Source organism: Duganella sp. GW822-FHT06D06 (genome assembly GCF_058799615.1).
Window position 1 is genome coordinate 454,751 of record NZ_JBXALQ010000003.1, and the last position, 21,612, is coordinate 476,362.

At 63.9% G+C, this 21,612-nt stretch carries 18 protein-coding genes; 11 read left to right on the top strand and 7 right to left on the bottom strand.

Translation table 11 applies throughout. The annotated features are described in order from the left end of the window. Window positions 1-465, top strand: a complete 465-nt coding sequence (locus AC1RMD_RS08170; protein ID WP_492925431.1) for a DUF4405 domain-containing protein — start codon at window positions 1-3, stop codon at window positions 463-465. Between the two features lie 8 nt (window positions 466-473). Here the strand turns inward: AC1RMD_RS08170 and AC1RMD_RS08175 are convergent, their stop codons facing one another. Continuing rightward, the gene (locus AC1RMD_RS08175; RefSeq protein WP_492925433.1) at window positions 474-878 is read right to left on the bottom strand and encodes a bacteriohemerythrin; all 405 of its coding nucleotides are present in this window, start codon (window positions 876-878) and stop codon (window positions 474-476) included. An 87-nt stretch (window positions 879-965) separates the two neighbouring features. Then, complete coding sequence (locus AC1RMD_RS08180; protein ID WP_492925435.1) at window positions 966-3,185, bottom strand: putative bifunctional diguanylate cyclase/phosphodiesterase; 2,220 nt, start codon at window positions 3,183-3,185, stop codon at window positions 966-968. Between the two features lie 230 nt (window positions 3,186-3,415). On the opposite strand from AC1RMD_RS08180, the gene AC1RMD_RS08185 reads away from it, so the two are divergent. Then, on the top strand, window positions 3,416-4,042 hold the full coding sequence (locus AC1RMD_RS08185; RefSeq protein ID WP_492925437.1) for a YbhB/YbcL family Raf kinase inhibitor-like protein: 627 nt from the start codon (window positions 3,416-3,418) through the stop codon (window positions 4,040-4,042). Between the two features lie 2 nt (window positions 4,043-4,044). Next, on the top strand, window positions 4,045-4,872 hold the full coding sequence (locus AC1RMD_RS08190; protein WP_492925439.1) for a helix-turn-helix transcriptional regulator: 828 nt from the start codon (window positions 4,045-4,047) through the stop codon (window positions 4,870-4,872). Window positions 4,873-4,875: 3 nt separating this feature from the next. On the opposite strand, the gene AC1RMD_RS08195 is transcribed toward AC1RMD_RS08190, so the two are convergent. Next, window positions 4,876-5,262 carry a VOC family protein gene (locus AC1RMD_RS08195; RefSeq protein WP_492925441.1) on the bottom strand — a complete coding sequence of 129 codons (387 nt, stop codon included), beginning with the start codon at window positions 5,260-5,262 and terminating at the stop codon, window positions 4,876-4,878. Window positions 5,263-5,539: 277 nt separating this feature from the next. On the opposite strand from AC1RMD_RS08195, the gene AC1RMD_RS08200 reads away from it, so the two are divergent. Together AC1RMD_RS08200 and AC1RMD_RS08205 are read left to right on the top strand one after the other, a co-directional pair. Continuing rightward, window positions 5,540-7,210: a response regulator gene (locus tag AC1RMD_RS08200; protein WP_492925443.1), complete on the top strand. Its 1,671-nt coding sequence runs from the start codon at window positions 5,540-5,542 to the stop codon at window positions 7,208-7,210. 67 nt (window positions 7,211-7,277) lie between these two features. Then, on the top strand, window positions 7,278-7,850 hold the full coding sequence (locus AC1RMD_RS08205; protein ID WP_492925445.1) for a response regulator: 573 nt from the start codon (window positions 7,278-7,280) through the stop codon (window positions 7,848-7,850). Window positions 7,851-7,914: 64 nt separating this feature from the next. On the opposite strand, the gene AC1RMD_RS08210 is transcribed toward AC1RMD_RS08205, so the two are convergent. Beyond that, window positions 7,915-8,106, bottom strand: coding sequence for a hypothetical protein (locus AC1RMD_RS08210; protein ID WP_492925664.1), 192 nt, complete (start codon window positions 8,104-8,106; stop codon window positions 7,915-7,917). A gap of 189 nt (window positions 8,107-8,295) precedes the next feature. On the opposite strand from AC1RMD_RS08210, the gene AC1RMD_RS08215 reads away from it, so the two are divergent. From AC1RMD_RS08215 to AC1RMD_RS08240, 6 genes are all read left to right on the top strand, one after another. Continuing rightward, window positions 8,296-8,724 carry a YybH family protein gene (locus AC1RMD_RS08215; RefSeq protein WP_492925447.1) on the top strand — a complete coding sequence of 143 codons (429 nt, stop codon included), beginning with the start codon at window positions 8,296-8,298 and terminating at the stop codon, window positions 8,722-8,724. A 120-nt stretch (window positions 8,725-8,844) separates the two neighbouring features. Then, window positions 8,845-9,255, top strand: a complete 411-nt coding sequence (locus tag AC1RMD_RS08220; protein ID WP_492925449.1) for a hypothetical protein — start codon at window positions 8,845-8,847, stop codon at window positions 9,253-9,255. A gap of 162 nt (window positions 9,256-9,417) precedes the next feature. Continuing rightward, window positions 9,418-10,689, top strand: a complete 1,272-nt coding sequence (locus tag AC1RMD_RS08225) for a TolC family protein (RefSeq protein WP_492925451.1) — start codon at window positions 9,418-9,420, stop codon at window positions 10,687-10,689. Beyond that, window positions 10,686-11,954 carry an efflux RND transporter periplasmic adaptor subunit gene (locus tag AC1RMD_RS08230; protein WP_492925453.1) on the top strand — a complete coding sequence of 423 codons (1,269 nt, stop codon included), beginning with the start codon at window positions 10,686-10,688 and terminating at the stop codon, window positions 11,952-11,954. Before AC1RMD_RS08225 ends, AC1RMD_RS08230 begins: the two co-directional genes overlap by 4 nt. Window positions 11,955-11,965: 11 nt before the next feature. Continuing rightward, entirely contained in the window at window positions 11,966-15,091 is a 3,126-nt protein-coding gene (locus tag AC1RMD_RS08235; RefSeq protein ID WP_492925455.1) for an efflux RND transporter permease subunit, read from the top strand. A gap of 59 nt (window positions 15,092-15,150) precedes the next feature. Then, entirely contained in the window at window positions 15,151-17,295 is a 2,145-nt protein-coding gene (locus tag AC1RMD_RS08240) for a copper-transporting P-type ATPase (RefSeq protein ID WP_492925457.1), read from the top strand. Window positions 17,296-17,383: 88 nt separating this feature from the next. Here the strand turns inward: AC1RMD_RS08240 and AC1RMD_RS08245 are convergent, their stop codons facing one another. The 3 genes from AC1RMD_RS08245 to AC1RMD_RS08255 are packed head-to-tail and all read right to left on the bottom strand — an operon-like array spanning window position 17,384 to window position 21,599. Further along, on the bottom strand, window positions 17,384-18,640 hold the full coding sequence (locus tag AC1RMD_RS08245; RefSeq protein WP_492925459.1) for a response regulator: 1,257 nt from the start codon (window positions 18,638-18,640) through the stop codon (window positions 17,384-17,386). After that, window positions 18,637-20,814 (bottom strand): ATP-binding protein, encoded by a 2,178-nt coding sequence (locus AC1RMD_RS08250; RefSeq protein ID WP_492925461.1) that lies wholly within the window; start codon window positions 20,812-20,814, stop codon window positions 18,637-18,639. Before AC1RMD_RS08250 ends, AC1RMD_RS08245 begins: the two co-directional genes overlap by 4 nt. Beyond that, a complete protein-coding gene (locus AC1RMD_RS08255) occupies window positions 20,811-21,599 on the bottom strand; it encodes a substrate-binding periplasmic protein (protein ID WP_492925463.1) in 789 nt (262 codons plus the stop codon). The genes AC1RMD_RS08250 and AC1RMD_RS08255 overlap by 4 nt, the downstream gene beginning before the upstream one ends. Window positions 21,600-21,612 lie beyond the last annotated feature (13 nt).

Genomic DNA, 21,612 nt, shown 5'->3' on the forward strand with positions numbered 1-21,612 from the left:
ATGCATACCCACCGATCCCGTCCCCACGTCAACCTGCGCGTCGAGCGCTGGCACCGCCGCTGCATCTACGCCAGCTTCGCCGCCCTGCTGCTCAGCGGCGCCGCCTGGCTGCTGGCGCGCCACTTCTTCCGCCCGGTCGGCCAGTTCGGCGAAACCATCAATCCACTGGAGCCGTGGTCGATGAAGCTGCACGGCGCGGCCGCGATGGCGATGTTGTTCTTCATCGGCAGCCTGATGAACGCGCACATCCGGCGCGCGATCAAGGCCGCCCGCAATCTGCGCACCGGCTGGAGCATGATCGCCGCCATGCTGACGCTGACCGTCAGCGGCTTCGGCCTGTACTACCTGGCAGGCGAGAGCGACCGGCCGGTATGGTCGTCGCTGCATTGGGTGGTCGGTCTTGCCACCGCCCTGCTGTTCGTGCTGCACGTGCTGCTCGGCCGGCGCGCCGCGCAGCACCCGTAGGCGCGGCGCTAGCCGACCTTGGCCGCCTCGTCGAGATCGAGGCCGCTCATTTGCAGCGCGATGGCGAGCGCCGTGTCGGCCGTGGCCAGATGGGCGTGGAACCACGGCAGCACCAGGCCGACCGCCGTCCTGCCGCTTTTGGTGGCGCCGTTTTCCTGCTGATGCAAGGAGGCCAGCACGCGGGCGTGCTGCTCGCGATGGCTGCGCAACGCCGGGTAGTCGATCGCCTCCATCAATGCCTCCTCGTGGCGGAAGTCATCCTCCAGGCATTCGATCAGTTGCGCCAGGCCGGCAGCGAAGTCCTCGTCCTTGCAGTGGGTCAACACTTTGATCTGTTCCGCCAGCGCCTCGTGCGCTTCGTCGAACAGCGGTATGCCCAGCGCCATGTCCGGGGTCCAACCGAGATTGTCCATAATGTCCTCGTGGTCGATCGGGCCGGCGCACCATGCGCCGCCAACCAGGACTATGGGCGCGCGGGGCGACTAAATCCATGATCCAGATCAAATAATACCGAGCGGCGGCGGGCGGGCGGCCAGCCATTGCCGCAACTGCTCCGCAGGCACCGGTTGGCTATACAAGAATCCCTGGTAACGATGACAGCCCAACTGCTCCAGCAGGCTGCGCTGCTCGATGCTTTCCACGCCTTCCGCAATCACGTCCAGCCCCAGGCTGCGCGACATGGCGATGATGGTCGTGACGATGGCCTGGTCGTTGCTGTTGCCGGCCAATTCGTTGACGAAGGAGCGGTCGATCTTCAGCTGGCTCAGCGGAAGGCGCCGCAGATATTGCAGCGATGAATAGCCGGTGCCGAAATCGTCCAGCGCGAAGCACACGCCGATCTGGCGCAGCTGCTCCATGGTGCCGATGATCTCCTCGATATTTTCCAGCAGCAGGCCCTCGGTCAGCTCCAGTTTCAACCGCGAGGGGTCGATGCCGTGGCGCCGGATCAGCTCCTGCACCTGCTCGAAGAAATCCCGTTGATGGATCTGCGCCGCGCTGACATTCACCGCCATCACCAACTGCGCCATGTGCGGCTGGTCTTGCCATTGGCGCAGCTGGGCGCAGGCCGTTTCCATCACCCACTGGCCGATCGGCAGGATCAGGCTGGTTTCTTCGGCCAGCGGAATGAAGCGGCCCGGCGACATGAAACTGCCGTCCGCCTGCTGCCAGCGTATCAACGCTTCCGCGCCGACCACCCGTCCCTGCTGGTCGACCTGGGGCTGGTAATAGAGCTCGAAGCGCCGCTCATCGATCGCATGCCGCAACGCTTCCTCCAGCCGGGCCCGGGAGCGGATCTTGTCCTGCATTTTCTGGTCGAAGAAGCGCATGCCGTTGCGACCGGCCTGCTTGGCCTGGTACATGGCGATGTCGGCCTGCATCAGTAACTCCTCCGGATGGGCCGGCCAGCCGTCGTGGAACAGGGTCGCGCCCATGCTCGGGGTGCTATGGCACAGATGGCAGCCCAGCAGATACGGACGATTCAGCTCGGCCAGGATCTTGGCCCCGAGCTGTTCGGCCTGGACCGCCGCCGCCGGCTCGGCGCAGCCCAGGCCCTCGAGCAGCACGACGAATTCATCGCCGCCCAGGCGGGCCACGGTGTCGCCTTGCCGCAGGCACTCCTGCAGGCGGTCGGCGACCTGTTGCAGCAGCAGGTCGCCGACATTGTGGCCCAGCGTATCGTTGAGCGTCTTGAAGTTGTCGAGGTCGATGAACACCAGCGCGCCGTAGCGCTCGTGCAGCTTGCTGGCGTCGAGCACCTGGCGCAGCCGCTCCAGCAGCATGCGGCGGTTGGGCAGGCGCGTCAGCGGGTCGTAGAACGCCAGGCTGCGGATCTCGTCGCTGGCCGCCTTGCTCAGCGTGACGTCGGTCAGCGCCGCGACGTAGTTGCAGACGCGGCCGCTGTCGTCGCGCACCGAGGTGATGCTCAGGTGTTCGGGATAGAGTTCGCCGTTCTTGCGGCGGTTCCAGATTTCGCCGGACCAGCTGCCGTGCTCGCCGATTTCGTCCCACATCGCCCGGTAGAAATCGGCGTCGTGGCGGCCCGAGCTGAGCATGCGCGGCGTGCCGCCCACCGCCTCCTCCATCGGATAGCCGGTGATGCGGGTGAAGGCTTGGTTGACTTTGAGGATGATCCCGTGGCTGTCGGTGACCATCATGCCCTCGTTCGATTCGAAGGCGGTGGCGGCGATCCGCAGGTTGGCCTCGGCCAGGTGGCGCTCGGTGATGTCTTCGTGCGCCACCGCCGCCCCCTGCCAGCCGTAGCTCATCGGCGACACCGTCATGCGGAACCAGCGCCGCGCGGCCGGGGTATGGCAAGGATATTCCATCTCGAAGCGGCTGCTTTGTCCGGCCAGCAAGGCCCTGATGCCAGCCTCGGCCTCGGCTGCGCCGTCCATTCCCCGCCCTGCCGCTTCACGGCACAGCTCCAGGTAATTGCCGCCGAGGTCGGCGTACAGCGCCGGCTGCCCCGGCTGGTGGCGCGCGGCGGCGGCCTCGCGCCATGCGGTGTTGACCGCCAGGATGGTGCCGTCGGGCCCCAGCACGGCGATCTGTTCGCGCAAGGCGTCGAGCACGGTGCAGGCGAAACTGTGGCAAGCGCCGACGGCAGCGGGCAGCAAGGGCGGCGCGGCGCCCTGCTGGCGGTCAGCTGCGGGACAGGCACAATCGCACGCCGCGCTGCCGGCGCCCGGCGCGAACTGAAGTGGCTTGTGATTGGTCATGGCCATGCCTCGCAGAGAGCTGTTTTCTACAAGGATACTGATTCATATCAATAAAAAATTTGATCGAAATCAAGATCTCGACATCGAGCGGGCCATCCCTGGCAACCGGCACCAAAGCCGTCATTTTGATCGGAATAGCGCAATAATTGACTGGATTGCTTGCTCGCGCAGACGCGCCAGCCTCTATAATTTCAGCACTGCCTACAACTTTTATCGAAGATCTCCCAACCATGAAACTGACCAGCACCAGCTTTTCCGACAACCAGCCCATACCCGGCGAGTTCGCCTTCGCCGTGATCGCCCCGGACACCCACATCACCCTCTCCGGCAATCGCAACCCACAGCTGGCGTGGGACGATGTCCCGCCCGGCACGCAGTCGTTCGTGCTGATCTGCCATGATCCCGACGTGCCGAGCCGAGGCGACGACGTCAACCAGGAAGGCCGGGAAGTGCCGGCCAGCCTGCCCCGTGTCGACTTCTTCCACTGGCTGCTGCTCGACATCCCGGGCGCCACGCGCGCCATCGCCGCCGGCAGCCATAGCGACGGCGTGACGCCACGCGGCAAATCCGGCCCCGGAGCGACGGGCGGCATGAAGCACGGCATCAACGATTACAGCAACTGGTTTGCCGGCGACGCCCAGATGAGCGGCAATTACTACGGCTACGACGGTCCTTGCCCACCGTGGAACGACACCTTGTTGCATCACTACGTCTTCACGCTGTACGCACTCGACGTGCCGGCGCTGCCGCAAGAACTGGCGCTGGACGGCCCGGCCATCCGCGGCGCGCTCGCCGGCCATGTGCTGGCCGAAGCCAGCCTGACCGGCACCTACACGCTCAATCCCAAGCTGCTCTGACGATGGACAACGGCCAGTGGACACTGCCATCGGGCATGCCGATCGCCCGCCGCGGCCTGTGCATGCTGGCGCAGCCCTGCCTGCGGCAGCCGCAACGCGCCAGTCGCTTCCGCTTCATGGAAGCGACCATCCTGCTGGTCAAATCAGGCAGTCTTAGCCTGGACACCGGCGCTGCGCAGGCCTTGCTGGAAGCACCGTCCGCGCTGATGGCGGTGGCCCAGAACGTCTGCGCGGACCTGGTGAAGCTGCCAGGTGGCGAGGAGCCAAGGTTTCGCTCGCTGTTGCTGGCCATTGCGCCGGAAGTGCTGCGCGAATTTCACAAGCGCTACGACCAGCAAGAGCTTCCCCTGGCCGCCGTAGCCGCCTGGCGCGAAACGCCCTTCGATGACGATCTGGCGGAGACCCTGGAGCACTGCCTGCGCGGTGTGAGCACTGCGGGCGTGAGCGAGCGGGTGCTGATGCATCGTCTGCTCGGACTGCTGCTGGCTCTGGCTGACCGAGGCATCGTGTTTGCCCGCCCCGCCAGCCAGAACGTCGGCGATCTGCTCACCAGCCTGCTGAGCGACGCGCCCGGCCAGCAGTGGACCGCCGCCAAGGCCGGCCGCGAGCTGGCGATGAGCGAGGCCACCCTCAGGCGGCGGCTGGCGGCCCAGCAACTGCGCTTTGAAACCCTGCTGCTGGAGGTGCGCATGCATCACGCCATGGGCCTGCTCCAGACCACCGGATGGAGCATCCCGTCGGTCGCCGCAGCCTGCGGCTATCAGGCACACGCCCGCTTCTCGTTGCGCTTCCGCGAGCGGTTCGGCTGCTCGCCCTCGCACGTGCGCTGACGCTTATTGGCCTTCGGGCGGCTCCCACAATTCGATCTTGTTGCCGTCGGGGTCGATGACCCAGCCGAACTTGCCGTACTCCGATTCATCGACCTTGTCCTCGACCCGGCAGCCTTCGGCGCGCAGCGCGGCCAGCAGGCCATGCAGGTCGGCTACCCGGTAATTGATCATGAAACTGGCCGTGCTCGGGGCGAAATAGTCGGTGTCGGCCTTGAACGGATTCCACACTGTCGTGCCCGTACCACCCGGGTTATCCGGCCCGGCCCAGCGGAATCCGACCCCGCCCCACGCCTCCACTTCCAGACCAAGATGGACCCGGTACCACTCGGCCAGCGCCTTGGGGTCGGGAGATTTGAAGAACACACCGCCTATGCCAGTGACACGTTTCATGCAGGCTCCTAAGGTAATCGAAAATTGAATCAGCTTCCGTCCGACAAAAAATCCAGCCGACGAAAGGCTGGATCATTCTAACGTATCTTATTGCCACAAAATATAGTGAGAAATGCAACCCTCTTCAAGCACCGCCCAGATCAAGGAAAGTCTGGTTTGACAGGATAGTCACGATGGTCTACATTGGGAGTATGGGGTTGCCACTTGGCAATGTCGAACTGGCAGCACACCGACGCTGGTGATGCGGCGGTCGCCGAAAGGGAGCACGATGGACCATATGTTTGCCAACAAGAAGCCGAGTGCCAACACCGCCAAAGCCGCCAATTGGACCGACAAGCACTATCTGGTGGTCGATGATTGCGCCAGCATCCGCCAATTGATGCGCGAGAGCCTGCGTAACATGGGCGCGAAATCCATCGACCAGGCGATGGATGGCGCCGAAGCGATCGCCCTCATCAGCAACAAGCGCTACGACGTCATTTTGTGCGACTACCACCTCGACGGCGGGCGCAATGGCCAGCAAATCCTGGAAGAGGCACGTAGCGGCAATCTGCTCAATCCCAGCTGCATCTTCGTCATGGTGTCGGCCGAGAAAAGCGCCGATTCGGTGATGGGCACGGCCGAATATCATCCCGACGCCTATCTGATCAAACCGATCACCGAGGGCATGTTAAATACGCGCTTGAATCGCATTTGGCAAAAGAAACAGGTGTTCAAGAGGATAGACCTGGCCTACGCGCGAAAAGACTATGCCGGCGCGGCCCTGCTGTGCGACATGCAGATCGCCGGCAACAAGCTGCACGAAAATGACTTGCTGCGCATGAAGGCCAATTTATTGCTCAAATGTGGAGAGCGTGGCCAGGTCCGCGCCCTCTATGAAAGCATCTTGCGCCAGCACGATTGCACCTGGGCCAAGGCCGGGCTGGCCAAGCTCCATTTGCAGGACGGTGACTATGCCGGGGCCTGTCAAATGTTCCAGCATGTCATCGATGGCAACAGCCTGTACCTGGAAGCCTACGATCAGCTTGCCGCCGCGCACAAGCAGCTGGGGCAGCAGGAGCAAGCCGGAACGGTACTGGAGCGGGCCGCCAAATTGTCGCCCAACTCCCCGGCGCGCCAGAGGTCGCTGGGCGATGTTTCCCTGGGGCTGGGCAACGTCGCAGCGGCGGAGAAGGCCTTCCGCAAATGCATCAGTGTCGGCGAGCACTCGGTCAGCCGGACCGCGGACCCCTATTTTGCGCTGGCGCGGGTATGCGGCATCAAGAAGGCGCCCAAGGAAGCGATGCAGATCCTGGCGGCGGTACAAAAAAAATTCGCCGGACCCGCCAGCGATCTGCGCGCCAGAATCACCGAAGGACTGGTGTACCTGGACAATCAGGATCAGCGCAGCGCGATGATTATCGCCGAAGAGTTCGAAGCGATGCTGTCCACGGCGACCGCGGCCGATCTGCCCTCCCCCAATATCTGCATGGATATCGCGACCTTGCTGCTCGAAGTGGGCATCAAGGAAGCTGCGGTCAAACTGCTGTGTCACATCATCCAGAACAACGACGACGACAAGAGCGTGCGTGACGCGGTGGAAAAGGTCTTCGCGTGTGCGCACATGGGCGAAGAGGGTCTCGAGCTGATCGAAAATGCGCGCAGGGAGGCGACCGACATCATGAATCGCGGAGTGCTGTTATGGAAGACCGACAAGCTGGAAGAGGCGATCGAGTGGATGCGCGCCGCGCGCCTGAAGTTGCCGGGAAATCTGCGTGTTCTATTCAATACGGCGCAGATACTGATTTCGCATGTGCAAAAGCGCGGTTACGATGCGGGGCTGCTGGCCGAGGCCGCCGAGGTGCTGGCGCTGATCGACCGGATGGCGCCCGGCCACCCGCGCCATACCGAACTCCGCTTGCAACTGGAGAGCATCATGCCCGACGCGCTTGCCGTAGGCGGACTGTGATGCAGATTGCCAATGTTGATCAAACTGACTATCCTACAAAAAACAACGCAAAAGACAGGATGAGCGCATGGAAGACGTATTGACCACTGGTGAGGCCGCACGCATTTGCGGGGTCAATTTTCGAACGGTTTTACGTTGGATAGACCGCGGACTATTGCAAGCGTATAAATTGCCAGGCAGAGGCGATCGCCGGGTCTTGCCCGACGAGCTGCATCGCTTCATGCGCGAAAACGGCATCCCCGACCGCTCGCGTGCAATTGAGGTGCCCAGGCGCGTGCTGATCGTCGATGACGAACCGGCCATGGCGCGCGCGATCGAGCGTGTGTTGCGCGGAGCGGGCTTTGAAACGGCGATCGCGTCCAATGGATTCGAAGCGGGCGCCATGCTGTCGACGTTTAAGCCTACGGTGATGACACTGGATTTGTGCATGCCCGGCCTCGATGGCCTGGACGTGCTGCATTTTCTGAAAAAGGCCGAGCTTTTTGCGCCGTCGAAAACGCTCGTGGTATCCGCCGATACCGAGGAGCGCCTGCAGACGGCGCTGACTTTGGGGGCGCATGGCGTGCTACGCAAGCCGTTCGAGAACGAGCAGCTGTTGGCGGCGGTGGAGCAAATGCTGTTGACCCGGGCTAGCGTCTAAGGCGCGCGGAAGCGCTGCCGGCTCGCGCCCATGACTTGGGCCACCGCAACCCGGCCACCAGTATTCAGCGCAGCGCCACCGCGCCGGTTTCCTGGTGTTGCCAACCGCCACCGAGCGCCTTGAAGGCAGCAACCGCCGCGCGCGCGGATTCGGTTTGCGCTTGCGCCCGCATGTCGGAGGCCCGCAGCACCGCCAGACGGTAGCCCGCAGCAGGTGTTTGTCGCGTTGAACAGATGGTGGTGTGTTTCGTCAGCATGGGCTGGCGCGTCGGCAACGTGGTTGCCGCCGCCGTGCCGCTGACATTGGGGCCATACACCTTCCCACCGAAGGAAGGTCAAGCCACTTCACCGGGAAACAACGGCTTGAAATGAACCTTGCAACAAGCTGCTTCAGCTGATTAAATCGCATAGCTTTAACACTTCAACGATTGTCTATGGAGACCTACATGCGCCACCTCATTTCGCTGCTCGCTCTTTCCGCCATTGGCGCGCCCCTCCTCGCGGCAACGCCGACAGAGACCTTGGCAGAATTCCATGCAGCCCTGGCGACGGGAAAGCCTGAGCAGGCGAGCGCATTGCTGGCCCCTGGAATTCAGATCTACGAATCCGGTTATGTCGAACGATCCCGGGACGAATATACCGGCCATCACCTTAAGGGCGATATCGAGTTCGCCGCGGCGACGAAGAACAAAGTCCTCAAGCAAAGTGAGCGCGTCGACGGCAATTTGGCGATCGTGATGCAGGAGACGGAAACCACCGGCAAATACAAAGGGAACAATGTCCATCACTTTGGTACCGAGACCGCCATTCTCGAAAAGCAGGCCGACAAATGGATGATCGTTCACGTCCACTGGTCGTCACGCAAATCGAAGTAAGTGTATGGGGTAGCAGCGGGGTAAATTTGCAGAGTTTTGATTTGGATCAAGCTTTTTGTGCAAGACTATCGCTTAGTATGGTGCCTCCATCCTACCCAGTCAGCGTTTAGCTGTAGCGCCATGCGGCTTTCCCGTTCATCCAAGACCTATGCGGCACTGTTGGTGCTGATCAGCATACTGTTCATGCAGTTTGCTGTCGCTGCATACGCATGTCCGGGGATGCCGGCCAAACCTGTGGTGCAACAGTTGCGATTTGCGGACGCTGCCGGCGATCATCAACCTATGGCTGGCTGCCGCGATCTCGCCGCAGCACCGTCGCCCTTGTGCCATGCGCACTGCCAACCGGACGATCAGTCGCTGGACCGTCCGGTCCATCCCGATGTCGCGCCATTCGTGGCGACACAACTAGTCGCATCCCTCGTCCATCCCGCCGTTCCCTATCGCACCGTCGCCCTGGTCGATCATGACGGTTCGTTGCTGCGCACCACCGCGCCGCCGGCGACAGTTCGAAACTGCTGTTTCAGAATCTGACACGCCCACCTGAGCGATGGCTTCGCCATCGCGGAATCACACGTGCATCCCCCTTTCAGGACGATGCACGTCGTTGCGGCGCCGCGCTGCGGGAATGACATACATGCCCCGACAGTAACAGGCCCAGCCGCATCCATCGATCCCCGCAACGCAGGAGAGAATATGCAATATGCAATGAGCGCCCTGCCCCGGGCCATAGGGCTGGTCTTGACCATCGCCGCTGGCGCCGCCGTGGCGCAGACTATGCCAGGCACCACCGTCGACAGCCTGCTGGACCTGGCCAGGGCAAATAATCCCGATTACGCGGCGCAGCGTCATGACGCCGCCGCCGCCGCCGAACGCGTCGGCCCGGCCGGCGCGCTTGCCGACCCCAGACTGCGCGTCGAGCTGCAGGATGTCACCATGGGAGGCGAGCAAAATCCGTCGCTCTCGCCCGCTCGGGCCGCCAGCACGCGCTACCAGATCATGCAAGATGTGCCTTGGTTCGGCAAACGCGAGCTGAAGCGCTCGATCGCGAGCCAGGACGCCGATGCCGCCAAGGCCGGCGCGGCAAGCAGCTGGCAGGACATCGCCGCGCGGATCAAAGGCGCGTACGCGCAGTCCTATTACCTGGTCCAGAACGAGCGCTTGACCCGTGAAATCCTCGAGCTGATGAACAGCCTGGAAAAGGTTGCCCAGGCACGCTATGCCAGTGGCCTGGCCGCCCAGCAGGATGTGATCCGGGCCCAGGTGGAGCTGACCGCGCTGGCCAACGACTTGTTCGGGCTGGAGAGCGACATCCGCATGAACCGCGTTCGGCTCAACATGCTGTTGTTGCGGCCGGCCCACGCGCCGTTGGCGGCCCCGGTCCACACGCTGCCACCGCCGGCCTCGGCACGCCTCGACTACGCGTTGCTGGAGAACCGGCTGCGCGCCGGCAATCCGCAATTGTTCGCCGCCAACGCCAAGCTGCAAGCGGCCGAGCTGGGGCGCGACCTGACGCTCAAAAACCGGTATCCCGACTTCACCGTGGGGATCGCACCAGTGCAATCGGGGCGCACGGTCAAGAATTGGGAGTTGATGGTCGAACTCAACATCCCGTTGCAACAATCGTCGCGCAGGTCGCAGGAGCGCGAGGCGCAATCCATGCTCGCCGCCGCGCGCGCCCGCAAGGATGCGATGGCCAATCAGTTGCTGGCCGAACTGGCGGAAGACTTGTCGGGACTGGAAGCGGCGCAGCGCGTCGAACAGCGCGTCGCGGACAGCTTGATCCCGCAGGCACAGCTCACCTTCAATGCCGCGTTGGCCGGCTATGAAAACGGCAAGGTCGACTTCGCTACCGTACTCGACGCACAGCGTCAGATCCGCATGGCCAGGCAGAGCCGCTTCAAGGCGCAGCTCGATGCCGCCGTGCGCCTGGTGGACATTGAACGCTTGCTGGGAGAAGCATTATGAATCGGGGAACCCTCGCCATACTGGGCCTGGCGGCGGCCGCCGCCATCGCCGCAGGCGGCTACTGGATCGGCCAGCGCAGCGCCGCAGGCGCCGCGACCACCAGCGCAACCGCGACAGCGCCGCGCAAACCGCTGTACTACCGCAACCCCATGGGATTGCCGGACACCTCCCCCATCCCGAAGAAAGACCAGATGGGCATGGCCTATGTCGCGGTCTATGAAGGAGACGGCGACGGCGAAACTGCGCCGGCCAATCACGTCACAATCACCACCGACAAGGTCCAGAAGCTGGGCGTGAGGACCGAGGCCGCCGGCGTCAAGGCGCTGGGCAAGGTGGTGCGCGCGCTCGGACGGGTCGAGCCTGATGAGCGGCGTACCTATACCATTGCGCCGAAATTCGAGGGTTATGTCGAGCGCCTGCACGTCAACGCCACCGGCCAAGCCATCGGCAAGGGCCAGGCGCTGTTCGAGGTCTACAGCCCGGATCTGGTGGCCGCGCAGCGCGAATATGTGATCGCGCAGCAAGGCGTGCAGTCGCTGGAGGCCGGCGCCAGCGATGCCCGGTCGGGCATGCAGCAATTGGCCGCGGCCGGCCTGCAGCGCTTGAAGAACTGGGACATCTCCGACGAGCAGTTGCGAGCGCTGGAACACGGCGGCGCGCCCCGGCGCACCTTGACTTTCCGCTCGCCGGTGTCCGGCATCGTCACCGAGAAGAAGGCGGTGCAAGGCATGCGCTTCATGCCCGGCGATATGTTGTACCAGATCACCGACCTGTCGACGGTATGGGTATTGGCCGACGTCTTCGAGCAGGATATCGGCGCCGTCCGGCCGCGCGCCAAGGCGACCGTCACGCTGGACGCCTATCCCGGCCGTGCGTTCGATGGCGAGATCAGCTATGTCTATCCCACCCTCAAGGCCGAGACGCGCACCGCCACCGTCCGGATCGAGCTGTCCAACGCCGGCCAGTTGCTCAAGCCCGGCATGTTTGCCAGGGTCGAGCTGGCCGTGCCGGCGGCCAGCCGGGCCGTGACCGTTCCCCTGTCCGCCGTGATCGATAGCGGCACGCGCCGCATGGTGCTGGTCCAGCACAAGGCGGGGCAATTCGAGCCGCGCGCGGTGCGCCTCGGGATGCGCAGCGACACCTATGTCGAAGTGCTCGATGGCGTCCGGGAGGGCGAGCTGGTGGTGGTGGCCGCCAACTTCCTGATCGATGCCGAGAGCAACCTCAAGGCGGCCGTGGGCGCCTTTGGGCACGCGGGTCATTAACGGAAAACGCCATGCTCAATAAAATCATCGACTGGTCGGGCCGGAACATCTTCATCGTGCTTCTGGCCACGCTGTTCATCATCATCGGCGGCATTTACGCGGTGGCGAAGACGCCGATAGACGCGCTGCCCGATCTGTCCGACGTTCAAGTCATCGTCTACACGGAATACCCGGGCCAGGCGCCTCAAGTGGTGGAGGACCAGGTGACCTACCCATTGACGACGGCCATGCTGTCCGTGCCGAAATCGAAAGTGGTGCGCGGCTTCTCCTTCTTCGGCGCCTCGTTCGTCTACGTGATCTTCGAAGACGGCACCGACATCTACTGGGCGCGTTCGCGGGTGCTGGAATACCTGAACTTCGCCTCCGGGCGCATGCCCAAGGGCGTGACACCCCAGATCGGGCCGGACGCCACAGGCGTGGGCTGGGTCTATCAATATGTGGTGCTGGCCAAGGACAGGACGCTGGCCGAACTGCGCACCCTGCAAGACTGGTACCTGCGCTACCAGTTGGCCAAGGCGCACGGCGTGGCCGAAGTGGCGTCGATAGGCGGCTTCGTTCAAACCTATCAGGTGACGGTCGACCCGCTGCGCTTGCGCGCCTACGGCATCGCCCTGTCCAAGGTGAGCCAGGTCATCCGCGATTCCAACCGCGATGTCGGCGGGCGCATTGTGGAAATGGCGGAAACGGAATACATGGTGCGTGGTCGCGGCTACTTGCGCGGGCGCGGCGACCTGGAGAATCTGGTCGTCAAAAGCGACAAGGGCACGCCGGTCCTGGTGCGCGACATCGCCCGGGTGGAACTGGTCCCCGACGAGCGCCGCGGCCTTGCCGAACTCAACGGCGAAGGCGAGGTCGTCTCCGGCATCGCCATGTCGCGCTACGGGCAAAACGCGCTGGAAGTGATCCACAACCTGAAGGAGAAGATCAGGGAAATCAGCGCCGGGCTGCCCGACGGGGTGTCGATCGAAGCGGTGTACGACCGTTCAGAGCTGATACACCGCGCCATCGATACGCTGAAGGGCACGCTCGTTGAGGAAAGCGTCATTGTCGCCATCGTCTGCGTGGTCTTCCTGCTGCATGTGCGCAGCGCCCTGGTGGCGATTGTGATGCTGCCGGTCGGCGTGCTGGTGGCATTTACAGTCATGCACCTGCTCGGCATGAGCTCCAATCTCATGAGCCTGGGCGGGATCGCCATCGCGATCGGCGCCATGGTCGATGCGGCGATAGTCATGATCGAGAACGCCCACAAGCACATCGAGCGCCTGCGGGACGGCGATTCGCGCGCCGAGGCGATCATCTGCGCCTGCAAGGAAGTGGGACCGTCGCTGTTCTTCTCCCTGCTGATCATCACCGTGTCCTTCCTGCCTGTGTTCACGCTCGAATCCCAGGAGGGACGCCTGTTCTCGCCGCTGGCCTACACCAAGACCTTCGCCATGGCCGGCGCCGCCATCCTGTCGCTCACCCTGGTCCCGGTGCTCATGATGCTGTTCGTCCGTGGCAGGATACTTCCCGAAGCGAAAAACCCTGTAAACCGTTTCCTGATCTGGCTGTACCGGCCGATCATCCAGGGCGTACTGCATTGGCGAAAAGCGACGGTCGCCGCCGCCGCGCTGGTCGTGCTGCTGTCGTACTACCCCGCCTCCCGCCTGGGCAGCGAGTTCATGCCCACGCTCAACGAAGGAACGTTGTTGTACATGCCGGCCAGCCTGCCCGGCATGACGATGACCAAGGCCGCCGAGCTGTTGCAGACGCAAAACAAGATCATCAAGGGCTTCCCGGAGGTTGCCTCGGTCTATGGCAAGGCCGGCCGCGCCAATACGGCGACCGATCCGGCGCCCACCGAAATGTTCGAGACCGTCATCAACCTCAAGCCGGAATCGGCCTGGCGGCGCGGCATGACGATCGACAAGCTGATCGCGGAAATGGACCAGGCGCTGCAGATGCCGGGCGTTGCCAATGCGTGGACCATGCCCATCAAGGCACGCATCGACATGCTCTCGACCGGCATCCGCACGCCGATCGGCATCAAGGTATTCGGCAAGGATCTCGAGCAAATGGAGAAGCTGGCCAAGCAGATCGAAACCGTCGTCAAACAGGTGCCCGGCACCACCTCGGCATTCGCGGAACGGATCACCGGCGGCTACTACTTGAATATCGAGCCGGACCGCACGCAGCTGGCCCGTTATGGTCTATCCGTGGGGGAGGTGCAGGATGTGATCGGAACGGCGTTGGGCGGCGAGATGGTGACGACAACGGTGGAGGGACGCGAACGCTTTGGCGTCACCGTGCGCTACCCGCGCGAACTGCGCGCCGACCCGCAGCAGATCGGCGCCGAGGTGCTGGTGCCCGTGGCGGACGGCGCCATGATTCCGCTCGGCCAGCTGGCCCATATCGAACTGGCGAAAGGAGCGCCGGGCATCCGCACCGAAAACGCCCTGCTGTCGGCCTACATCTTCGTCGACATCCGTGATCGCGACATCGGCGGCTACGTGGCCGACGCGCGCAAGGCCGTCAACGCCCAGGTCAAATTCCCGCCGGGCTACTACGCCACCTGGAGCGGGCAGTTCGAATACATGGAGCGGGCCATCGAGAAGATGAAGCTGGTGGTGCCGGTCACGCTGCTGATCATCTTCCTGCTGCTGTACCTGAACTTCCGCCGCTTGACGGAGACGCTGATCGTCATGCTGTCGGTGCCGTTCGCCCTGGTGGGCGGGGTTTGGCTGATGTGGCTGCTCAACTACAACCTGTCGGTGGCGGTCGCGGTCGGGTTCATCGCGCTGGCCGGGGTGGCGGCCGAAACGGGCGTGGTCATGCTGATCTATCTCGACCATGCATGGGAGGCGACCAAGGCGCGCTGCAAGCTGGCGGGCACGCAAGCGGACGCCGCCGATCTGTACGCGGCGGTCATGGAGGGCGCGGTCGAACGTGTGCGGCCCAAGATGATGACGGTGGTGGCCATCATGGCCGGGCTGTTGCCCATATTGTGGAGCAAGGGCGCCGGGTCTGAAGTCATGAGCCGGATCGCCGCGCCCATGGTGGGCGGCATGATTTCCTCCACCGTCCTGACACTGGCCGTGATTCCCGCGCTGTACGCGCTGGTCAAGCAATGGCGTATCGGCAAGGGATGGGAAACGTAATGGCAAGGCCGGCTATCGGCAGCAGCGCCCTTCGGGGCGCCAACAGGGAGAACATGATCATGAACAAACCAGAGGGAACAGCTATGCATTCGACGCTGCACCAAGCCGCGGCAGCCGGCGTGCTCTACACCTGCCCGATGCACCCGGAAATCAGGCTGGACCATCCCGGCAGTTGCCCGAAATGCGGGATGACGCTGGAGCCGCTGATGCCGGAGCCCGGCGACGACGACAACCCTGAACTGAAGGATTTCGCCAGGCGTTTCTGGTGGACGCTGCCATTGACGGTGATCGTCACCACGCTGGCGATGTTTGGGCACCAGCTCGGACTGCTACCGGTCGCGACCCAGAGCATCGTCGAGTTTGTCCTCGCGACGCTGATCGTCCTGTGGGCCGGCTGGCCATTTTTCGTGCGGGGAGCGCAGTCGATCATCAACCGCAGCCCGAACATGTGGACCTTGATCGGCTTGGGTACGGGGGCGGCCTATCTGTATAGCGTGGTGGCGACCTTCGCGCCGCAATGGTTTCCACTCTCGTTCATGTCCATGGGACGCATCGGCGTGTACTACGAGGCGGCCGCCGTCATCATCTCGCTGACACTGCTGGGACAGATGCTGGAATTGAAGGCCCGCTCGCAGACCTCGGCCGCCATCAAGTCGCTGCTGGGCCTGGCGCCAAAGACGGCGCGCCGCATCAACGCCGACGGCACCGAGGAGGATGTGCCGATCACCCATGTGCATGTCGGCGACGCGCTGCGCATCCGGCCGGGCGAAAAGGTGCCGGTCGACGGCGTCGTACTGGAAGGCAGCAGCGCCGTCGACGAATCCATGCTGACCGGCGAACCGATACCCGTGACCAAACGGATCGGAGACAAGGTGATCGGCGCCACGCTCAATGCCAGCGGCGCGCTGGTGATGCGTTCGGAGCGCGTCGGTTCCCAAACGATGCTGGCGCAGATCGTGCAGATGGTGGCCGCCGCGCAGCGCTCCAAGGCACCGATGCAGCGCATGGCCGATGTCGTCGCCGGCTATTTCGTGATCGGCGTGGTGACGATCGCCGCCCTGACCTTCTTCATCTGGGGCCTGCTGGGCCCGGAGCCCAGCTGGGTCTTCGGCTTGATCAACGCGGTCGCGGTACTGATCATAGCCTGTCCGTGCGCCCTGGGCCTGGCCACGCCGATGTCGATCATGGTGGCCACGGGCAAGGCGGCAAGCCGTGGCGTGTTGTTCCGTGATGCGGCGGCGATCGAAAAACTGCGCGAGGTCGACACCCTCATCGTCGACAAGACCGGCACCCTGACCGAAGGCAGGCCGGCGTTCGAGCGGGCCGTCGCGGCGGCCGGCTTTTCGGAGGAAGACGTGTTGCGGCTGGCGGCCAGTCTCGATCAAGGCAGCGAGCATCCGCTGGCCGACGCCATCGTGCGCGCCGCGCGCGAGCGCAAGCTGACGCTCGACAAGCCCGATACGTTTGAGTCGGCCAGCGGCATAGGCGTGCGCGGCACGCTGGGCGGCAAGGCCGTGGCGCTGGGCAATACCGCCCTGATGGATCAGCTGGGGATAGACGTGCAATCGCTGCGCTCCAGCGCCGAGGCGCTGCGCACCGAGGGCGCGAGCGTGATGCACCTGGCCGTCGACGGCGCGTTCGCGGGCTTGCTGGCCGTTTCCGATCCGATCAAGGCCAGCACCCGCGAAGCGCTCGACACGCTGAAGGCGGCTGGCATACGGGTGGTGATGGCCACCGGCGACGGTGTCACGACCGCCAGGTCGGTGGCCCGCCGGCTGGGCATCGACGAGGTGTATGGCGAAGTCAAGCCCGCCGACAAGCTCGCGCTGGTCGACAAGCTGCAGCGCGAGGGCCGGGTAGTGGCCATGGCCGGCGACGGCATCAACGACGCGCCGGCGCTGGCCAAGGCCGATGTCGGCGTGGCGATGGGCACGGGCACCGACGTGGCCATGAACAGCGCCCAGGTAACGCTGGTCAAGGGCGACCTGCGCGGCATTGCGACCGCGCGCCTGATCTCGGTGTCAACGGTGCGCAACATGAAACAGAATCTGCTGTTTGCCCTCGTCTACAACGCGCTGGGCATCCCGCTTGCCGCCGGCGTGCTCTATCCGCTGACCGGATGGCTGCTGTCGCCGTTGATCGCGGCGCTGGCCATGAGCCTGAGTTCGGCATCGGTCATCGGCAACGCGCTGCGGCTCAAATGAAGTCCAGATTGTTAAGACTCCGTACTTTTTCCGTACTTTTGGCAGCCCTCGACGAGCAGGAGTCACCCGCACCGGCCGCTGCGCACGGTCAGGGAGTGACGCTGGCGCCTGCTTGTGGGTGCTGCGCTGCCGCGTCTCCGTGGATGGGTAGGTGCACGGTAAACCGGCTGCCCTTGCCCAACTCGCTCTCGACGTCGATGCGGCCGCCGTGGCGTTTGACGATGCCGTAGGAAACCGACAGGCCCAGGCCGGTGCCGGTGCCGACCGGCTTGGTCGTATAGAAGGGTTCGAAAATGCGATGGACGGTTTCGGGGGTCATGCCGCTGCCGGTGTCGGCGATCTCGATCCAGACCCATTGCCCGGCAACGCCGGTGCGGATCGTGATCACGCCCCGGTCGACGATCGCGTGGGCAGCGTTCACCAGCAAGTTCATGAACACTTGGTTGAGCTGGGACGCGACGCACATGACCGGCGGCAGCTGGCCGTATTCCTTGACGATCTCGGCCTTGTATTTGATCTCATTGCTGACAATGTTCAAAGTGCTGTCCAGACCGCGATGCAGGTCGGCGCTGGCGCAGTCGGCGCTCTCGCCGTGCGAGAAATCCTTGAGCGACTGGACGATCTCCTTCACCCTTTGCAAGCCGTCGCGCGACTCGCTCATCAGGGCGAGAAAATCGCTGCGGATGAAGTCGACTTCGGCGGCATCCTTCAATTGGGCGATGCGCGCCGCCACCTCGGGCGCTGCGGCGGCGGCCAGCTGGTAATCGTCGAGTACGCCGAACAGGGTCGTCACATAAGTCTGCAAGGAGCCCATGTTGGAGTTGACGAAACCGATGGGGTTGTTGATTTCATGGGCGACGCCGGCGGCCAGCTGGCCGATCGACGCCATCTTTTCGGCCTGGAGCAGGCGATCGTTCGCTTCTTTCAGCAAACTGTTCTGGGACATCAACTGCCGGTGCATGGCACGCAGGGCCAGGTGGGTGTGGATGCGCGCCAGCACTTCCGTGATGCGGATCGGCTTGGTGACGTAGTCGACCCCGCCGGCGTCGAAGGCCGCCACCACGTTCTCGCTGTCGGTCAGGGCGGTCATGAAGATGACGGGGATCGGGGCGGTGGCGCCATCCTGCTTGAGCCGGCGGCAAGTCTCGATGCCATCGATGCCGGGCATCATCACGTCGAGCAGCACCAAGTCAGGCTGCACCAGGCGGCAGCGCTCGAGCGCCTCTTCACCGTCCTGGGCCACCAGCACGCGGAACTGGTTCTCCTCCAGGTAATTGACCAGCACGCCCAGGTTGGCGGGAATGTCGTCAACGATCAGGATGGTCTGCTGCTCTGTCGGATTCATAGCGCACTCTCCACGTAGCGCTGGGCCAATTCCACCAGTGCCTTGGATTGGTATTCCCGCGTCAGTTGCCGCAATAGTTGGGCGAATGCCGCATACCGTACACCGAACGCCTCGATCTCGTCGGCCAATTGGCGGATCGCGCGCATGTCGCCCTCGCGCGCGAGGTGGTGCAGCCGTTCGAGCTGGGCGCGCGGGGGCGGGATCAACTGGTCGGCGTCGGCCGCGCCCTCGGCCGGCGCGGCCTCTTCCTCGTAGCGCAGCGCCAGCCCGAGCAGGCCGCCCAGGGTCTCGAGCAGGCCGTTCTGGTGCACCGGTTTGGTCATGAAGGCGTCCACGCCGGCCACCAGGCAGTCGTCCTGGTCCTCCTTGGTGACGCTGGCGGAAATGGCGATGATCGGCAGCTTCGCCATGCCCGCCAGCTGGCGGATCTGGCGGGTCGCCTCGAGGCCGTTCATGACGGGCATCACGATGTCCATCAATACGGCGTGCGGCGCCAGCTTGCGCACGCTATCGACCGCCTCCTGGCCGTTGCAGACCAGCGCCGTATCGAAGCCCATGCTGCTCAGCAGGTCGCGCAGCAAGTGGCGGTTGGCGGCGATGTCGTCGACGATCAGGACGGTCTTGCGTTCGCCGCTGTAGCCGATCACGGCCCGCTCGGCCCGCGCCGGTGCCAGCACGGCGGCGGCCGGCTCGGCCTCCAGCTCAAACCAGAAGCGACTGCCCACGCCGGGGGCGCTGTCGACATGGATTTCGCTGTCCATCATGCGCACCAGTTGCCGGCTGATCGACAGCCCCAGACCGGTGCCGCCGAACCTGCGCTCGGCCTCGCCCACCTGTTCGAACGGCTGGAAAATGCTGTCGAGCTGATCGGGGGACATGCCGACGCCGCTGTCGCTCACTTCGAACCGGATCGCGATGCGGCCGTTGGCGCCGGGCACGCCGGTGCCGGAGACCGCCAGCACCACCTTGCCCTGATCAGTGAATTTGACCGCGTTGCCCAGCAGGTTGAGCAGGATCTGCAGCAGGCGCTTTTCGTCGGCCAGGATAGGCGCCAGCCGGGCCGGCGCGCTCACCTCGAAGGTCAGGCCCTTCTGCTCGGCGCGCACCTGGATGATGCGCGCCACGCCGGCGAGAAAGACCTTCATGTCGACCGCTGCGAGCAACAGTTCGAATTTGCCGGACTCGATCTTGGCGAGGTCGAGCAAATCGGTGATCAGCATCAACAGATGTTCGCCGCTCTGCTCGATGGTGTTCAGGCCAGCGCTCTGGCGTTCGTCGAGCGCCTTGTTGCGCTTCAAAATCTGGGTGTAACCGAGGATCGCGTTGAGGGGCGTGCGCAGTTCATGCGTCATGCTCGCCAAAAAAGTGCTCTTCGCGCGGTTGGCGAACTCGGCCTGCTCCTTGGCGATCTGCAATTGCGTGGTGCGGTCGCGCACTAATTCCTCGAGGTGGTCGCGGTGGCGCGCGAGTTCGGCCTCGGCGCGGGTGCGGTACTCGATCTCTTGTTGGAAGGCGATGTTCTTCGCCTCGATCTCGATGAAATAGGCGTGCAGCGCCCGCCGCGTGTGCTCGCCGCTGCGTCCCAGCGCGCCGAGCTCATCGTTTCGGTGCCAGACGAAGGGCAGCGAAAAATCGCCCTCGGCCAGGCGCGCCGATTCGCTCATCAGGCGCTTGATCGGGGCGAGCAGGCGGCGTTGCAGCAAGGCGACGATCATCAACATCGACAACAGCAGGGCGCCGCCCACCGTCAGCGCAAACATGCGCCGTTCGCTGGCGATCTCGGCATCGAGCAGTCCGCTGGCCATTTCCAGGTCGACATTGCCGATCAGCGTGCCGTTGCTCGTGACCTGGCGCACCACATGCGAGCTGCGGCCGCGCCGGCGCGTTGGATATTCTTCGGACAGGAAGTCGCCGGTCTTTTGATCGCGCACCTGGATGGCGACGATGCGCTCGTCGGCTAACAGCGACGCGAGCAATGGCCGGCCGGCGTCGGCGTCGACGTTCCACAGCGGTTCCTGCATGCCCAGCGCCAGAATATCGGTCAGGTAGCGATGTTCGAACTCCCAGCGCTGTCTCAACACTTCCTCGCGATGGCGATTGGTGTAAATGTTAATCGAGGCCGGCAGCAACAGCCCGACGGCGACGGCGAGCACGATGGCGACACGCAGTTTCAACGAGCGCTTTCGTTAAGGAACAGGCGCTTGGCGGCGGGCATGCCGGCCAGTTTGTCGAAATACGCATTTTCGATCTTCCCGATATCGGTCTGGAGCAAGGCGGCGTCGTAAGACTGCTGCATTTTCAGTCCGAGGGCGGTGCGCTGGAAGCAGACGTGCAAGGTCAGCTCGGCCAGGGGATGATCATTGAACGCCAGACGCGCGCGTTCCTTGTTGAGTACGGGTTCGGTGGCGAGCAGGTAGCGCATCACAGCTCTGTCGATCACGACCGCGCGTACCCGCCCGGCCAACAACTTCTTCAAGTTGATCGTGTCGTTGACCGACGCGTCGACCCGCAACTTGCCTTTCTTGACCATGTCGTCGAAGGCTTCGCCGTTGGAGTAGCCCAGTACCACCCCCAATTTGGCGCCCGCCAGATCGTCCAGAACAGACCAGTGCAGCGGTTCCTCGGCCAGTACGGCAAGGCCGACGGTGCTGTGGCCCATCGGGGCCGAGAAGTGGCATTGGCGCGCCCGCTCCGCCGTATAATAAGCGGGGAAGTAACCGATGAAGTCCGGGTCGGCGCCGCCGACCTGCATCGCGCGCTTCCAGGGAAAATAGTCGATCTTGACGTCGTAACCGAAGCGCTTGCTGGTGGCCTTGGCCACCGCACCGGACATGCCGCCCTCGGGCAGGCCAGGTCCGACGTACGGCAACCACACCAGACTTGCAAGATGGAGTTCCGGCGCGTGGGCGTGGATTGGCGGTGGCCAGCCGGCCAGCGCGCTTACGGCAAGTAAGAACAAGCCTATTCGTGTC

Excerpts from the sequence above, each read along its gene's own strand:
- AC1RMD_RS08170 (WP_492925431.1), top strand. The coding sequence starts at position 1 with ATGCATACCCACCGATCCCGTCCCCACGTCAACCTGCGCGTCGAGCGC.
- AC1RMD_RS08175 (WP_492925433.1), bottom strand. The coding sequence starts at position 878 with ATGGACAATCTCGGTTGGACCCCGGACATGGCGCTGGGCATACCGCTG.
- AC1RMD_RS08180 (WP_492925435.1), bottom strand. The coding sequence starts at position 3,185 with ATGACCAATCACAAGCCACTTCAGTTCGCGCCGGGCGCCGGCAGCGCG.
- AC1RMD_RS08185 (WP_492925437.1), top strand. The coding sequence starts at position 3,416 with ATGAAACTGACCAGCACCAGCTTTTCCGACAACCAGCCCATACCCGGC.
- AC1RMD_RS08190 (WP_492925439.1), top strand. The coding sequence starts at position 4,045 with ATGGACAACGGCCAGTGGACACTGCCATCGGGCATGCCGATCGCCCGC.
- AC1RMD_RS08195 (WP_492925441.1), bottom strand. The coding sequence starts at position 5,262 with ATGAAACGTGTCACTGGCATAGGCGGTGTGTTCTTCAAATCTCCCGAC.
- AC1RMD_RS08200 (WP_492925443.1), top strand. The coding sequence starts at position 5,540 with ATGTTTGCCAACAAGAAGCCGAGTGCCAACACCGCCAAAGCCGCCAAT.
- AC1RMD_RS08205 (WP_492925445.1), top strand. The coding sequence starts at position 7,278 with ATGGAAGACGTATTGACCACTGGTGAGGCCGCACGCATTTGCGGGGTC.
- AC1RMD_RS08210 (WP_492925664.1), bottom strand. The coding sequence starts at position 8,106 with ATGCTGACGAAACACACCACCATCTGTTCAACGCGACAAACACCTGCT.
- AC1RMD_RS08215 (WP_492925447.1), top strand. The coding sequence starts at position 8,296 with ATGCGCCACCTCATTTCGCTGCTCGCTCTTTCCGCCATTGGCGCGCCC.
- AC1RMD_RS08220 (WP_492925449.1), top strand. The coding sequence starts at position 8,845 with ATGCGGCTTTCCCGTTCATCCAAGACCTATGCGGCACTGTTGGTGCTG.
- AC1RMD_RS08225 (WP_492925451.1), top strand. The coding sequence starts at position 9,418 with ATGCAATATGCAATGAGCGCCCTGCCCCGGGCCATAGGGCTGGTCTTG.
- AC1RMD_RS08230 (WP_492925453.1), top strand. The coding sequence starts at position 10,686 with ATGAATCGGGGAACCCTCGCCATACTGGGCCTGGCGGCGGCCGCCGCC.
- AC1RMD_RS08235 (WP_492925455.1), top strand. The coding sequence starts at position 11,966 with ATGCTCAATAAAATCATCGACTGGTCGGGCCGGAACATCTTCATCGTG.
- AC1RMD_RS08240 (WP_492925457.1), top strand. The coding sequence starts at position 15,151 with ATGAACAAACCAGAGGGAACAGCTATGCATTCGACGCTGCACCAAGCC.
- AC1RMD_RS08245 (WP_492925459.1), bottom strand. The coding sequence starts at position 18,640 with ATGAATCCGACAGAGCAGCAGACCATCCTGATCGTTGACGACATTCCC.